General features: G+C 70.7%; 14 protein-coding genes. 12 read left to right on the top strand and 2 right to left on the bottom strand.

What is annotated here, in order from left to right:
* Positions 1–17 precede the first annotated feature (17 nt).
* The 6 genes from DI272_RS14205 (at position 18) to ftsH (ending at position 9,649) form a co-directional block, all read left to right on the top strand.
* A complete protein-coding gene (locus DI272_RS14205) occupies positions 18–1,511 on the top strand; it encodes a hypothetical protein (protein WP_109495732.1) in 1,494 nt (497 codons plus the stop codon).
* A gap of 324 nt (positions 1,512–1,835) precedes the next feature.
* The gene (locus DI272_RS14200) at positions 1,836–3,170 is read left to right on the top strand and encodes an ammonium transporter (protein WP_109495731.1); all 1,335 of its coding nucleotides are present in this window, start codon (positions 1,836–1,838) and stop codon (positions 3,168–3,170) included.
* Positions 3,167–3,505 (top strand): P-II family nitrogen regulator, encoded by a 339-nt coding sequence (locus DI272_RS14195; protein ID WP_003997576.1) that lies wholly within the window; start codon positions 3,167–3,169, stop codon positions 3,503–3,505. Before DI272_RS14200 ends, DI272_RS14195 begins: the two co-directional genes overlap by 4 nt.
* A gap of 23 nt (positions 3,506–3,528) precedes the next feature.
* A complete protein-coding gene (locus DI272_RS14190; protein WP_109495730.1) occupies positions 3,529–5,976 on the top strand; it encodes a [protein-PII] uridylyltransferase in 2,448 nt (815 codons plus the stop codon).
* 81 nt (positions 5,977–6,057) lie between these two features.
* Positions 6,058–7,611, top strand: a complete 1,554-nt coding sequence (gene ffh, locus DI272_RS14185; RefSeq protein ID WP_109495729.1) for a signal recognition particle protein — start codon at positions 6,058–6,060, stop codon at positions 7,609–7,611.
* A 106-nt stretch (positions 7,612–7,717) separates the two neighbouring features.
* Positions 7,718–9,649, top strand: coding sequence for an ATP-dependent zinc metalloprotease FtsH (gene ftsH, locus DI272_RS14180; RefSeq protein ID WP_109495728.1), 1,932 nt, complete (start codon positions 7,718–7,720; stop codon positions 9,647–9,649).
* Here ftsH and DI272_RS14175 read toward each other — a convergent pair.
* Together DI272_RS14175 and DI272_RS14170 are read right to left on the bottom strand one after the other, a co-directional pair.
* Positions 9,646–10,215, bottom strand: coding sequence for a hypothetical protein (locus DI272_RS14175; protein WP_109495727.1), 570 nt, complete (start codon positions 10,213–10,215; stop codon positions 9,646–9,648). The genes ftsH and DI272_RS14175 overlap by 4 nt on opposite strands.
* 82 nt (positions 10,216–10,297) lie before the next feature.
* Positions 10,298–11,155 (bottom strand): SAM-dependent methyltransferase, encoded by an 858-nt coding sequence (locus DI272_RS14170; protein ID WP_109495726.1) that lies wholly within the window; start codon positions 11,153–11,155, stop codon positions 10,298–10,300.
* A gap of 596 nt (positions 11,156–11,751) precedes the next feature.
* Here DI272_RS14170 and DI272_RS14165 point away from each other — a divergent pair.
* From DI272_RS14165 to rplS, 6 genes are all read left to right on the top strand, one after another.
* Positions 11,752–12,348 carry a hypothetical protein gene (locus DI272_RS14165; protein ID WP_109495725.1) on the top strand — a complete coding sequence of 199 codons (597 nt, stop codon included), beginning with the start codon at positions 11,752–11,754 and terminating at the stop codon, positions 12,346–12,348.
* Positions 12,349–12,623: 275 nt separating this feature from the next.
* Positions 12,624–13,043: a 30S ribosomal protein S16 gene (rpsP, locus tag DI272_RS14160; RefSeq protein ID WP_059198036.1), complete on the top strand. Its 420-nt coding sequence runs from the start codon at positions 12,624–12,626 to the stop codon at positions 13,041–13,043.
* A 2-nt stretch (positions 13,044–13,045) separates the two neighbouring features.
* Positions 13,046–13,285 (top strand): RNA-binding protein, encoded by a 240-nt coding sequence (locus tag DI272_RS14155; protein ID WP_003973401.1) that lies wholly within the window; start codon positions 13,046–13,048, stop codon positions 13,283–13,285.
* 94 nt (positions 13,286–13,379) lie between these two features.
* Complete coding sequence (gene rimM, locus DI272_RS14150; protein WP_109495724.1) at positions 13,380–13,925, top strand: ribosome maturation factor RimM; 546 nt, start codon at positions 13,380–13,382, stop codon at positions 13,923–13,925.
* Positions 13,922–14,755: a tRNA (guanosine(37)-N1)-methyltransferase TrmD gene (gene trmD, locus DI272_RS14145; protein WP_109495723.1), complete on the top strand. Its 834-nt coding sequence runs from the start codon at positions 13,922–13,924 to the stop codon at positions 14,753–14,755. Before rimM ends, trmD begins: the two co-directional genes overlap by 4 nt.
* 133 nt (positions 14,756–14,888) lie before the next feature.
* A complete protein-coding gene (rplS, locus tag DI272_RS14140) occupies positions 14,889–15,239 on the top strand; it encodes a 50S ribosomal protein L19 (protein WP_053848457.1) in 351 nt (116 codons plus the stop codon).
* Positions 15,240–15,273 lie beyond the last annotated feature (34 nt).

Below are 15,273 nucleotides of genomic sequence, written 5' to 3'. Positions count from 1 at the left end.
GGGATGGGGGCGTTCCAGTGAGCGGCAACGGCGGAAGCGGAACGGGCGCCGGCAGCGCGGCGAACGGCGACAAGCGTCCCAATGAGCTGCTCACCTCGTGGTTCGTGCGCAGCGGCTGGTCGAAGGGCGAGCTTGCCCGCCAAGTCAACCGCCGGGCCCGCCAGTTGGGCGCCCATCACATCTCGACCGACACCTCGCGCGTCCGCCGCTGGCTGGACGGCGAGAACCCCCGTGAACCGATCCCCCGCATCCTGTCGGAACTGTTCTCCGAGCGGTTCGGCTGCGTGGTCTCGGTCGAGGACCTGGGGCTGCGCGCCGCCCGCCAGTCACCCTCCGCACACGGGGTCGACCTGCCCTGGACGGGCCCGCAGACCGTGGCACTGCTCAGCGAGTTCTCGCGCAGCGACCTCATGCTGGCGCGGCGCGGCTTCCTCGGGACCTCGCTGGCCCTCTCCGCGGGCCCGTCCCTCATCGAGCCCATGCAGCGCTGGCTCGTCCCCAGCCCGTCCGCCGCGCACCACGAACCCGAACCGCCCGCCACGGCCCGCCGGGGCGGCCGGCTCTCCAAGCCCGAGCTGGACCTCCTCGAATCCACCACCGTGATGTTCCGGCAGTGGGACGCCCAGTGCGGCGGTGGCCTGCGCCGCAAGGCGGTCGTCGGCCAGCTGCACGAGGTGACCGACCTCCTCCAGGAACCCCAGCCCGAGACCACCACCCGCAAGCTGTTCAAGGTCGCCGCCGAGCTGGCCGAGCTCGCCGGCTGGATGTCGTACGACGTGGGGCTCCAGCCCACCGCGCAGAAGTACTTCGTCCTCGCGCTGCACGCCGCCAAGGAGGCCGGCGACAAGCCGCTCGGCTCGTACGTCCTGTCCAGCATGAGCCGCCAGATGATCCACCTCGGCCGGCCCGAGGACGCCCTGGAGCTGATCCATCTCGCGCAGTACGGCAGCCGGGACTGCGCGAGTCCGCGGACCCAGGCGATGCTGTATGCGATGGAGGCCCGCGCCTACGCGAACATGGGCCAGCCCGGCAAGTGCAAGCGCGCCGTCCGGATGGCCGAGGACACCTTCGCCGACGCCGACGAGTGGGACGAGCCGGACCCCGACTGGATCCGCTTCTTCTCCGAGGCCGAGCTGCACGGCGAGAACTCCCACTCCTACCGTGACCTCGCCTACGTCGCGGGCCGCAGCCCGACGTACGCCTCCCTGGCCGAGCCGCTGATGCAGCGGGCGGTGGACCTTTTCGCCAAGGACCATGAGCACCAGCGGTCGTACGCACTCAACCTGATCGGCATGGCCACCGTGCACCTGCTCCAGCGCGAGCCCGAGCGGAGCACGGTACTGGCGGAGCAGGCCATGGTCATCGCCAAGAAGGTCCGCTCCGAGCGTGTGAACACTCGTATTCGAAAGACGGTCGACACGGCCGTACGCGACTTCGGTGATCTCGCCGAGGTCGTCGATCTCACCGACAAGCTCGCCATCGAGCTCCCGGAGACGGCCGAGGCCGTCTGACACCCCCAGGGAATCCCTGAACCCCGGCCGCGGCCGGCCCTCCCGAACTGCCCGACTCGGCTCCCCCATGCCAGGTCATCGGAAGGCCGCCCGCGGCCGGTTTCTTTCCTTCACCGAAGGTTGCGCCACGATAACGATCCATCCGGCGAACATCCGGCAGTTCATCGACGCGTAACACGCCCGGCGCCTTCGTCACGGCGGCGAAACAACGAGGGGCTTCCACCGAAACCGCGCTGCGCCAATCTCATGGCGCATAACCGGCCCACCCCTCAATCCGCTCAGGCTTCGCCCGCACGGGGCCGTACCAACGACGAGGAGACGCCGATGGCACCAGCCATCACGCTCGCCGCAGACAAGCTGTCGGTGGCCAACACAGGTTTCATGCTCATCTGTTCCGCCCTGGTGCTGATCATGACCCCGGGCCTGGCCTTCTTCTACGGAGGCATGGTCCGCGTCAAGAGCACCCTGAACATGCTGATGATGAGCTTCATCAGCATGGGGATCGTCACCATCCTGTGGGTGCTGTACGGCTTCTCCATGGCGTTCGGGACGGACCACGGCTCGCTCATCGGCTGGGAGAGCGACTTCTTCGGCTGGACGGGCATCGACAAGGGCGACATCTGGTCCGGGTACACCATCCCGGTCTTCGCCTTCGCCGTCTTCCAGATGATGTTCGCCATCATCACGCCCGCCCTGATAAGCGGTGCGATCGCCGACCGCGTGAAGTTCAGCGCCTGGTCGCTGTTCGTCGTCCTGTGGGCGACGGTCGTCTACTTCCCGGTCGCCCACTGGGTCTGGGGCACCGGCGGCTGGGCCTTCGAGCTCGGGGTGATCGACTTCGCCGGTGGTACGGCGGTCCACATCAACGCCGGTGCCGCGGCGCTGGGCGTCATCCTGGTCATCGGCAAGCGCGTCGGCTTCAAGAAGGACCCGATGCGCCCGCACAGCCTCCCGCTGGTCATGCTCGGTGCCGGTCTGCTGTGGTTCGGCTGGTTCGGCTTCAACGCCGGCTCGTGGCTGGGCAACGACGACGGCGTCGGCTCGCTGATGTTCGTCAACACCCAGATCGCCACCGCCGCCGCCATGCTCGGCTGGCTGCTCTACGAGAAGATCCGGCACGGCGCGTTCACCACGCTGGGCGCCGCCTCCGGCGCGGTCGCCGGTCTGGTCGCCATCACCCCCTCCGGTGGTGCGGTCACCCCGATCGGCGCGATCTGCGTCGGTGTCATCGCCGGTGTCGTGTGCGCCATGGCGGTCGGCCTGAAGTACAAGTTCGGCTACGACGACTCGCTCGACGTCGTCGGCGTCCACATGGTCGGCGGTGTCATCGGCTCCCTGCTGATCGGCTTCTTCGCCAGCGGCAAGGGCCAGTCCGACGTCGAGGGCCTCTTCTACGGCGGCGGCCTGGACCAGTTCTGGAAGCAGTGCGCCGGTGTCTTCGCGGTCCTCGCCTACTCCCTGATCGCCTCCGCGATCCTCGCCTTCCTCCTCGACAAGACCATCGGCATGCGGGTCAGCGAGGACGAGGAGATCTCCGGTATCGACCAGGCCGAGCACGCCGAGACGGCATACGACTTCAGCGGCGCCGGTGGCGGTGCCGCCAAGGCCGCCGTCGCCGCCCCGGCCGCCGCCGCTGCGAGCAAGAAGGTGGACGCATGAAGCTCATCACCGCAGTCGTCAAGCCCCACCGGCTCGACGAGATCAAGGAAGCCCTCCAGGCCTTCGGGGTGCACGGCCTGACGGTCACCGAGGCGAGCGGTTACGGTCGTCAGCGGGGCCACACCGAGGTCTACCGCGGTGCCGAGTACACCGTCGACCTGGTCCCGAAGATCCGCATCGAGGTCCTGGCCGAGGACGACGACGCCGAGCAGCTGATCGACGTCATCGTCAAGGCCGCCCGCACCGGCAAGATCGGTGACGGCAAGGTCTGGTCCCTGCCGGTCGAGACGGCCGTACGGGTCCGGACCGGCGAGCGCGGTCCCGACGCGCTCTGACGGAAAAGAACAGGAGCTGCTGGGTGTCGAGTACGGACGTGCGTAAAGAAGCAGAGGACTCGGGACCCAGCGGCTATGCGGCGGCCCGGCTGCGTCTCCTCACCGAGGGGGCGCAGTCCGGGCCGCCGCGCCGTTCGGCCCTGTCGGAGCTGACCGACGACTGGCTGACCGGACTCTTCGCGGCGGGCGCCGAGGGGCTGCGCGGTGTCTCCCTGGTCGCCGTCGGCGGCTACGGCCGCGGCGAGCTCTCCCCGCGCAGCGACCTGGACCTGCTCCTGCTGCACGACGGCGGCGACTCCGGCGCGGTCGCCGCCCTCGCCGACCGCATCTGGTACCCCGTCTGGGACCTCGGCCTCGCCCTCGACCACTCCGTACGGACCCCGGCCGAGGCCCGCAAGACCGCGGGCGAGGACCTGAAGGTCCAGCTCGGCCTGCTGGACGCCCGGCACATCGCCGGCGACCTCGGCCTGACGGCCGGGCTGCGGACCGCCGTCCTCGCCGACTGGCGCAACCAGGCGCCCAAGCGCCTCCCCGAACTCCAGGAACTCTGCGCCGAACGCGCCGAACGCCAGGGCGAGTTGCAGTACCTGCTGGAGCCGGACCTGAAGGAAGCCCGCGGTGGCCTCAGGGACGCCACCGCGCTGCGCGCCGTCGCCGCCTCCTGGCTGGCCGACGCCCCGCGCGAGGGCCTCGACGACGCCCGGCGCCGGCTCCTCGACGTCCGCGACGCGCTGCACCTCACCACCGGGCGGGCCACCGACCGGCTCGCGCTCCAGGAACAGGACCAGGTCGCCGCCGAGCTCGGCCTCCTCGACGCGGACACGCTGCTGCGGCAGGTGTACGAGGCGGCGCGGGTCGTGTCGTACGCCAGTGATGTCACCTGGCGCGAGGTGGGGCGGGTGCTCAGGTCGCGGTCCGTGCGACCGCGGTTGCGCGCCATGCTCGGTGGCGGGAAACCCGTTGCGGAGCGGTCGCCGCTGGCCGAGGGCGTGGTCGAGATGGACGGCGAGGTGGTGCTCGCCCGCGCCGCCCGCCCCGAGCGCGACCCCGTCCTGCCGCTGCGCGCCGCCGCGGCCGCCGCGCAGGCCGGACTGCCGCTCTCGCTGCACGCCGTACGGCGCATGGCGGCCCACGCGCGCGCCCTGCCCACACCCTGGCCCGCGGAGGCGCGCGAACAGCTCGTGACGCTGCTCGGCTCCGGCGCCCCGACGATCGACGTCTGGGAGGCGCTGGAGGCGGAGGGACTGATCACCCGGCTGCTGCCCGACTGGGAGCGGGTGCGCTGCCGGCCGCAGCGCAACGCCGTGCACATCTGGACCGTCGACCGGCACCTGATCGAGACGGCGGTGCGGGCCTCGGAATTCACGCGGCGGGTGCACAGGCCGGACTTGTTGCTGGTCGCCGCGCTGCTGCACGACATCGGCAAGGGCTGGCCCGGCGACCACTCGGTGGCCGGCGAGATCATCGCGAAGGACGTGGCCGCCCGCATCGGCTTCGACCGCGAGGACGTCGCCGTACTGGCCGCTCTCGTCCGGCACCACCTCCTCCTCATCGACACCGCCACCCGGCGTGACCTGGAGGACCCGGAGACGGTCCGGTCGGTCGCGGAGGCGGTCGGCACGCAGTCCACGCTGGAGCTGCTGCACGCCCTGACCGAGGCGGACGCGCTGGCCACCGGACCGGCGGCCTGGTCGTCGTGGCGGGGTTCGCTCGTCGCCGACCTGGTGAAGCGGGTCGCGGCCGTGCTCGCCGGGGACGAACTCGACGAGCCGGAGGCCGCCGCACCCACGGCGGAGCAGGAGCGGCTGGCGATCGAGGCGGTCGCGACCGGCAGCCCGGTGCTGTCGCTGCGGGCCCAGACCGAGCCGCCGACGGGGGAGGAGCCCTCCGGGGACCCCGAGCCGCTGGGCGTGGAACTGCTGATCGCCGTACCGGATCAGCCGGGCGTGCTCCCGGCGGTGGCCGGTGTGCTGGCGATGCACCGCCTGACCGTCCGCACCGCGGAGCTGCGGGCCCTGGACCTGCCGGACGGCGTCGAGGGCTCGGTGCTGCTGCTGAACTGGCGGGTGGCGGCCGAGTACGGCTCCCTGCCGCAGGCCGCCCGGCTGCGGGCGGATCTGGTGCGGGCGCTGGACGGGTCGCTGGACATCGCGGGGCGCCTCGCCGAGCGGGACGCCGCCTATCCGCGCCGCCGGGGCGTCGTCGCGCCGCCGCCACGCGTGACGGTCGCACCGGCCGCCTCCCGGCTGGCCACGGTCATCGAGGTACGCGCCCAGGACGCCCCCGGGCTGCTGTTCCGGATCGGGCGGGCGCTGGAGGACGCGAGCGTGCGCGTGCGCAGCGCGCACGTCTCGACGCTGGGCGCCAACGCCGTCGACGCCTTCTACGTCACCGGCCCCGAGGGCGCCCCGCTGCCCGGCGACGAGGCGGCCTCGGTGACGCGGAAGCTGGAGGAGACGTTGCGGGGCTGACGGGGGATCCCGGCGACCTGCCGCGCCGGGATACCCTGGAGGACGCTCATACTGCCCCCGACTCCGAGGACCGACGCCGCCGTGTTCGATACTCTCTCCGACCGCCTCTCAGCGACCTTCAAGAATCTGCGCGGCAAGGGGCGTCTGAGCGAGGCGGACATCGACGCCACCGCGCGCGAGATCCGTATCGCGCTGCTCGAAGCGGACGTGGCTCTGCCGGTCGTCCGGACGTTCATCAAGAACGTCAAGGAGCGTGCCCTCGGGGCCGAGGTCTCGCGGGCGCTGAACCCCGCCCAGCAGGTCCTGAAGATCGTCAACGACGAGCTCGTCACGATCCTCGGCGGCGAGACCCGGCGCCTGCGCTTCGCCAAGCAGCCGCCGACCGTCATCATGCTGGCCGGTCTCCAGGGTGCCGGTAAGACGACCCTCGCGGGCAAGCTCGGCGCCTGGCTCAAGGGCCAGGGCCACTCCCCGCTGCTGGTCGCCGCCGACCTCCAGCGCCCCAACGCCGTGAACCAGCTCAGCGTCGTCGCCGACCGCGCCGGCGTCGCCGTCTACGCGCCGGAGCCGGGCAACGGCGTCGGTGACCCGGTCAAGGTCGCCAAGGACTCCATCGACTTCGCGAAGTCCAAGGTCCACGACATCGTCATCGTCGACACCGCGGGCCGCCTCGGTATCGACCAGGAGATGATGCAGCAGGCCGCGGACATCCGTGACGCCGTCTCTCCCGACGAGATCCTCTTCGTCGTCGACGCGATGATCGGTCAGGACGCGGTCAACACCGCCGAGGCCTTCCGCGACGGCGTCGGCTTCGACGGCGTGGTGCTCTCCAAGCTCGACGGCGACGCCCGCGGTGGTGCCGCCCTGTCGATCCGGCAGATCACCGGCAAGCCGATCATGTTCGCCTCCAACGGCGAGAAGCTCGACGACTTCGACGCCTTCCACCCTGACCGGATGGCCTCCCGCATCCTCGACATGGGTGACCTGCTCACCCTGATCGAGCAGGCGGAGAAGACGTTCAGCCAGGAAGAGGCCGAGAAGATGGCCTCCAAGCTGGCGTCCAAGAAGGGCCAGGACTTCACCCTGGACGACTTCCTGGCCCAGATGGAGCAGGTCAGGAAGATGGGCAGCATCAGCAAGCTGCTCGGGATGCTGCCCGGCATGGGGCAGATCAAGGACCAGATCAACAACCTCGACGAGCGGGACGTCGACCGCACCGCCGCGATCATCAAGTCGATGACGCCGGGCGAGCGCCAGGACCCGACGATCATCAACGGCTCCCGTCGCGCCCGTATCGCCAAGGGTTCCGGCGTCGAGGTCAGCGCGGTCAAGGGCCTGGTCGAGCGGTTCTTCGAGGCCCGCAAGATGATGTCCCGCATGGCCCAGGGCGGCGGCATGCCGGGGATGCCCGGGATGCCGGGCATGGGTGGCGGTCCCGGCCGCGCCAAGAAGCAGCCCAAGAAGGCCAAGGGCAAGCAGCGCTCCGGCAACCCGATGAAGCGCAAGCAGCAGGAGCAGGAGGAGGCCGCACGCCGCGCCGCCGCCGCTCAGGGCGGCAACGCCTTCGGTGTGCCGGGCCAGCAGGCTCCGCAGGACTTCGAGCTGCCGGACGAGTTCAAGAAGTTCATGGGCTGACGGTCCCGGCCTGTCGTACGTCCCTGGGGGCGCCCCTCTGCGGAGGGGTGCCCCCGGCGTCGTAAGCGGGCATGCCGGCGCGGCTTTCCTGTCGTAACGTCCGGATATGACCAACCCTGCGCCGCCTCGCAAGTCCCCGGACCAGCTCTGGCGTACCGAGGGCACCCCGGAGGAGCCGCAGAAGCCGTCCCCCGGTGGGCGCAGGCCGCGCGGCGGCTGGTGGAGCCTGGTCGTCACCGCGCTCGTCGTGTTCCTGATCGCCAACCTCGTGCTGTCCTTCTTCAACGAGGGCGACGAGCCGACGATTTCGTACACCGAGTTCAGCAAGCAGGTCGACGCCGGGAACGTCAGCAAGATCTACGCCAAGGGCGACGCGATCCAGGGCCAGCTCAAGAAGGAGCAGGACAACCCGGAGGGCGACGGCAAGTACACCAAGTTCAACACCGAGCGGCCGACCTTCGCGGACGACCAGCTCTGGGAGGATCTGACCAAGCACAACGTCACGGTCACGGCGGAACCCGTCGTCCAGCACCGCAGCTTTCTGGCCAACCTGCTGATCTCGCTGGCCCCGATGCTGCTGCTGATCGTGCTGTGGATCTTCATCGCGCGGCGGATGAGCGCGGGGCTCGGCGGCGCGGGCGGCATGCTCGGCCGCAAGGCGCCGCCCAAACCGATCGAGGCGGGGGAGAAGCGCACGACCTTCGCGGACGTGGCCGGCATCGACGAGGTCGAGGGCGAGCTCAACGACGTCGTCGACTTCCTGAAGAACCCCGACGCCTATCGCCGGATGGGCGCGAAGATGCCGCGCGGCGTGCTGCTCGCGGGGCCGCCCGGCACCGGCAAGACGCTGCTGGCGCGCGCGGTGGCCGGTGAGGCGGACGTGCCGTTCTTCTCGGCGTCCGCCTCGGAGTTCATCGAGATGATCGTGGGCGTCGGTGCCTCACGTGTGCGGGAGCTGTTCGCCGAGGCCCGCAAGGTGGCCCCGTCGATCATCTTCATCGACGAGATCGACACCATCGGCCGGGCCCGCGGCGGCGGCTCCGGCATGGGCGGCCACGACGAGCGCGAGCAGACCCTCAACCAGATCCTCACCGAGATGGACGGTTTCTCCGGCTCCGAGGGAGTCATCGTCATCGCGGCCACCAACCGCGCCGACATCCTGGACCCCGCCCTGACCCGCCCCGGCCGCTTCGACCGGGTCGTACAGGTCTCGCCGCCCGACCGGGGCGGGCGCGAGGCGATCCTGGAGATCCACACCCGGCAGATCCCGCTGGCCGCCGGCGTGGACCTCGCCCAGGTGGCCCGCACGACCCCGGGCATGACCGGCGCCGAACTCGCCAACCTCGCCAACGAGGCCGCCCTCCTCGCGGTCAAGCGCAAACAGGAGACGGTGACGCAGACCGACCTCTCGGAGGCGCTGGAGAAGGTCCAGCTCGGCGCCGAACGCCCGCTGGTGATGCCCGAGGAGGAGCGCCGCCGCACTGCCTATCACGAGAGCGGTCACGCCCTGCTGGGCATGTTGCAGCCGGGCGCCGACCCGGTCCGCAAGATCACGATCGTGCCGCGCGGGCGGGCGCTGGGCGTGACGCTGTCGACGCCGGACGCCGACAAGTACGCCTACACCGAGGAGTACTTGCGCGGCCGGATCATCGGCGCCCTGGGCGGCATGGCCGCCGAGCAGGTCGTGTACGGCGTGATCACGACCGGCGCGGAGAACGACCTGGAACAGGTCACCAACATCGCGCGCGGCATGGTCGCGCGCTGGGGCATGAGCGAACGGGTGGGCAGGCTCTCGGCGCTGCCCAACGACGCCCAGCAGGCCTACGGGCTCTCGGCCGCCCCGCAGACCCTCGATGTGATCGACGGCGAGATGCGCCGCATCGTCGACGACTGCTACGAGGAGGCCTGCCGCAAACTCCGCGACCACCGCGGCCAGTTGGACGCCCTCGCCCGGGCCCTGCTGGAGAACGAGACGCTGGAGGAGGCGGACGCGTACCGGATCGCGGGGATCACCCGGCTGACGAAGGACGAGGCCTAGGCCTGCGGGAAGGCCCAGACGTACGGCTCGTCGTCCTTCTCCGACCAGTGGACCTCCACGTTCCTGGCGTGCGCGGGCACGAGATACGTCTCGCAGAACGTGTGGCTCTCGCCCTCCTTCCAGCTCTCCACGTCGTACGGGTCCTCGCAGCCCGCGGCGTCCTCGGCGGCGCCGATGAGGATCGCGCCGCGCTGCCCGTCCGCGAAGAGCGTGGTGCCGTCACCGACCTCGGGGGAGTCGGTGAGGGCCGGGCCGCCCTGGTGGGTGTACGTGACATGGGCGGTGGCCAGCACCAGGCCCTTGGCCTTCGCCGGTTCCGACACCGCCTTGAGCGCCTCGGCCTCGGTGCCGACGTCGACCTTCCGGGCCGCGATCGTGTACGTGACCGTGCCGGGGTCCTCGGCGACCTTGCCCGTGACGCTCTCGCCGGGGGCGAGCGCTTCAGTGGCCGACGGTGACGACTTCGCCGGGCTCTTCGCGTCGACGCCGTCGTCCCCGCCGCCGCAGCCGGCGGTGAGGGTGAGGGCGACGAGGGCGAGGGGCAGCGCGGTCTTGCGGAAGGGCACAACAGCTCCTGTGCGCAGGGGAAACGGACCCTGTGCAACGAAGCGGGCGGCGGGCCGCAGCGCCCGGTTCAGGCCATGTTGTTCACGGCACGCGCGCGATGAGATACCTGAACACGTTCGGCATCCACACCGTCCCGTCCCGCCGCTGGTACGGATGGAGTGCCTCCGCCAGCTCCTTGTCGACCTGCGCCTGGTCCGTCGCGGCGATCGCCGCGTCGAAGAGGCCGGTCGACAACAGGCCCTTGACGGCGTTGTCCAGGTCCGCGTACCCGAAGGGGCACGCCACCCGCCCGGAGCCGTCCGGCTTCAGCCCCGACCGCTGCGCGACCTCCTCCAGGTCGTCGCGAAGGGCGGGGCGCCAACTGCCCGCGCTGCGCAGCGGATCGGCCAGCTTGGTGGCCACCCGCAGCACGGACGACGTGGCGCAACGTTCCGGCGGACCCCAGCCGGCGAGCACCACGGGCGCCCCGCGCTCGGCGAGCGGGGTCGCTGCCTGCAACAGCTCGCCGAGCCCCTCCGAGTCGCCCGCCAGACACCCGATGGGCTCGAAAGCGGTCACCAGGGTGTACGCGGGCGTCTCCGCGTCGGCCGCGTCCTGTGGTGCGCCCTCGATCAACCGCGTGTCCCCACGCGCGCGTGCGCCCCACGCCTCGGGAAGCAGCCGCTCCCGGGCCAGGGCCAGCCGTTCCGGGCGGGAGGCTTCGACGCCGGTGACCGCGGCCCCTCTGGAGGCGGCCATGAGGAGGGCCAGACCGCTGCCGCAGCCCAGGCCCAGAAGCCTGGTGCCGTCGCCCACATCGAGTCGCTCGTAGACGGCCTCGTAGAGCGGGACCAGCATCCGCTCCTGGATCTCGGACCAGTCACGCGCGCGTGCTCCTGAGTCCACGCGGGCTGCTGCTCCCCCGTGAGCCAGGTGCTGCCGCACGAGCGTAGGTGTCATCGAAAGCGCCCCAATCCGCCGAGAGTTGCCCCTGTGCCCGTTTCCATGGCCCCCGTGACATGCGCTCGCACTCCCCCCGCATTGCCCAGCAAACTCCGCGTCCGTCCCCACGTCCAGAGGCCGTAGGGCCCCGCTTGCGGCTCGGCGGTGCCGGTGACGAGATTTCACATTCCGGCAACGTGGGACCGCGCGCCGTCCACCTCCTCGTACGGGAAGGCGAGGTCAGGCCGGTTGGGCACGCGGTGACCGTAAGGCGTCTGGTCGCTGGGGACGGGGCGGTGCCGGACGGCGGGCGAGCGCCGGGTAACGTCGCGGTCGTCGCATGCGCTTACTGAGGTAGCGCCCTTCCGGCGGGAGAGCGACCGAAACGCCTCTTGCGCATCCGCGGACCTCACTCGCCCCGGCGCGCGGACACCGTCTACGCGCCGGGGCGTATATCGGACTACGTACCGCCTTGGTAGGAGCTGTGAGGCTTCTCCGCAGATCAGCGCACCCGCCCTCGTCAGGACGCATCAGCGGCAACTGACGGGTACGTGCAAATTATTTGGGATGCCCCGGAATCGGAACACTGGAGCCCTCCGGCTCGTTGTCATTACGTGAGCACGACACAGACACCACCTGTTCTCGCCGCCGAGCTGGCGCAGGCGTGGGCCGACATTCAGCGGTACCACCCCGAGCTGCCGGACCTCGCCGCGCCAGAGTCCCTGATCGGGGAGTCGTCGTCCGCGTGCGGGCACGAACTCTCCTTCGAGCGACTGCTCCATGAGGCAGTCCATGGGATCGCCGCCGCCCGCGGCGTCCGTGACACCTCCCGCGCCGGCCGCTACCACAACCGCAGATTCCTCGCGATCGCCGAGGAACTGGGCCTGGACCACCCCGACGAGCCGCACCCGAGCAGCGGCTTCTCGCTGGTCACCCTCAACCCCGAGGCGAAGCGCCGCTACCGGCCGACGATCGACCGCCTCCACCGCGCCCTGAAGGCGCACACGGCGGCCACCTCCGCCGACACCTCCAGCACCTTCCGCGGCCCGGCCGCCCGGCACGGCTCGTCCGGCGGCGGAGTGCGAGTGAAGGCCGTCTGCGACTGCGGCCGCAACGTACGGGTCGTCCCGTCGGTGCTGGCGCAGGCGCCGATCATGTGCGGCGGATGCGGCAAGCCGTTCCGCATCCCGGAGGTCGTCGGGGCGGCGTAGCCACGCGCGGTGCCGGCATCTCGTGGGTGCCGGGAGCAGCGCCGTGGGGCATGCCTGACGGGCACCCGAAGCGCCGGGTGCCCGTCAGGCATGCCCCACGGCAGCCTCGGTCCGACGCGACCCGCGGGGTGTGGCACAATGGCTAGCTGTACTCGACAGCCGCACAGGACCCCTCTCTCCTCCGGCTGACGCGTCCGTCGGGCACTCGGGTACCGCAACCCCACGCGGCTTTCTCGCCGTGCCCAACCACGTCAAAACCAGGAGAACCCACTCCCGTGGCAGTCAAGATCAAGCTGAAGCGTCTGGGCAAGATCCGTTCGCCTCACTACCGCATCGTCGTCGCCGACTCCCGCACTCGCCGTGACGGCCGTGCGATCGAGGAGATCGGTCTGTACCACCCGGTGCAGAACCCGTCGCGCATCGAGGTCGACGCCGAGCGCGTCGCCTACTGGCTGGGTGTCGGCGCGCAGCCGACCGAGCCCGTGCTCGCCATCCTGAAGAAGACCGGCGACTGGCAGAAGTTCAAGGGCGAGCCCGCCCCGGCTCCGCTGCTCGTCGCCGAGCCCAAGAAGGCGCGCCCCTCGTTCGAGGCCCTTGGTGGCGACGACGAGGGCAAGGGTGAGGCCATCACCCAGAAGAAGAAGGCTGAGAAGAAGGACGAGGCCGCGGCCGAGTCCGAGTCGACCGAGGCCTGAGCATGCTCGAGGAGGCTCTCGAGCACCTCGTGAAGGGCATCGTCGACAACCCTGACGATGTGCAGGTCGCATCCCGCAACCTGCGCCGCGGACGCGTGCTCGAGGTCCGGGTCCACCCCGACGACCTCGGCAAGGTGATCGGCCGCAACGGCCGCACCGCGCGCGCTCTGCGCACCGTCGTGGGCGCCATCGGCGGTCGCGGTGTCCGCGTCGACCTCGTCGACGTGGACCACGTCCGCTGACGTCACAACGCAGCACCGGCTCGGGCCGGGGAGGGCCTCTGTGCCGTCCCCGGCCCGTAGTCGTACGTACGATCGATCAGGAGATCTTCGAAAAGTGCAGCTCGTAGTCGCTCGCATCGGCCGTGCCCACGGCATCAAGGGCGAGGTCACCGTCGAGGTCCGGACCGACGAGCCGGAGCTCAGGCTCGCTCCCGGCGCCGTGCTCGCCACCGATCCCGCCGCCACCGGCCCCCTCACCATCGAGACCGGCCGGGTCCACAGCGGCCGGCTCCTCCTGCGCTTCGAGGGCGTCAAGGACCGCACCGCCGCCGAGGCCCTCCGCAACACCCTCCTGATCGCCGAGGTCGACCCGGAGGAGCTGCCGGAGGACGAGGACGAGTACTACGACCACCAGCTGATCGACCTGGACGTGGTCACCGCGGACGGCGTGGAGGTCGGCCGGATCACCGAGATCTCGCACCTGCCCTCGCAGGACCTCTTCATCGTGGAGCGGCCCGACGGCAGTGAGGTGATGATCCCGTTCGTGGCGGAGATCGTCACCGAGATCGACCTGGAGGAGCAGAAGGCGGTCATCACGCCGCCGCCCGGGCTGATCGACGACCGGGCCGAGATCGCCTCGTCCAGGGACGACAGCGCATGAGACTCGACGTCGTCACGATCTTCCCCGAGTACCTCGAACCCCTCAACGTCTCCCTCGTCGGCAAGGCACGCGCGCGTGGACAGCTCAACGTCCAGGTGCACGACCTGCGCGCGTGGACGTACGACCGGCACAACACCGTCGATGACACCCCCTACGGCGGCGGCCCGGGCATGGTCATGAAGACCGAACCCTGGGGGGACGCGCTGGACTCCGTGCTGGCCGACGGCTACGAGACGGGCTCCCACGCGCCCGCCCTCATCGTCCCGACGCCCAGCGGACGCCCCTTCACCCAGGAACTCGCCGTCGAGCTCTCCGAGCGGCCCTGGCTGGTCTTCACCCCGGCCCGCTACGAGGGCATCGACCGCCGGGTCATCGACGAGTACGCCACCCGCATGCCCGTCTACGAGGTGTCCATCGGCGACTACGTCCTCGCCGGCGGCGAGGCGGCCGTCCTGGTCATCACCGAGGCCGTGGCGCGGCTGCTGCCCGGCGTCCTCGGCAACGCCGAGTCCCACCGGGACGACTCCTTCGCGCCCGGCGCCATGGCGAACCTCCTGGAAGGCCCCGTCTACACCAAGCCGCCCGCCTGGCGCGGCCGGGAGATCCCGGAGACGCTGCTCAGCGGCCACCACGGGAAGATCGCCCGCTGGCGACGCGACGAGGCCCTCAAGCGCACCACGGCCCACCGGCCCGACCTCATCGAGCGCTGCGACCCCAAGGCCTTCGACAAGAAGGACCGCGAGATGCTCTCCATCCTGGGCTGGGCGCCGGACCCGGCGGGGGAGCCGTACGGCCGATTTTGGCGTCGGGTCGAGGGCGTGGAAGAATAGACCGCTGTTGTGCGTCGTCCGGCGTGCGCCCCTGCCACAGGGGGACACGACGCCCGCCCCGACACGGACAGCTCCTCATGAAACACCTATCTCCCGCCTATGACCTGTGGCATGGGCGAAGAAAGCAGACGAAATGTCTCACCTGCTCGACTCCGTCGACAGCGCGTCGCTGCGCAGCGACATCCCGGCCTTCCGCCCGGGTGACACCGTCAACGTCCACGTCCGCGTCATCGAGGGCAACCGCTCCCGTGTGCAGCAGTTCAAGGGCGTAGTCATCCGTCGCCAGGGCGCCGGTGTCCGCGAGACCTTCACGGTCCGCAAGGTCTCGTTCTCCGTCGGCGTCGAGCGCACCTTCCCGGTGCACACCCCGATCGTCGAGAAGATCGAGCTCGTCACCCGCGGTGACGTCCGTCGCGCGAAGCTGTACTACCTGCGCGAGCTGCGCGGCAAGGCCGCGAAGATCAAGGAGAAGCGCGAGAACTGATCTCGCGTTCGGGGCTCCACAGAGGGGCCGGATA

The sequence above is a fragment of the Streptomyces sp. Act143 genome, assembly GCF_003143935.1.
Classification (GTDB): Bacteria; Actinomycetota; Actinomycetes; order Streptomycetales; family Streptomycetaceae; genus Streptomyces.
The sequence above is the reverse complement of the archived record's forward strand: the minus strand, read 5'-3'. Positions and strand labels throughout refer to the sequence as shown.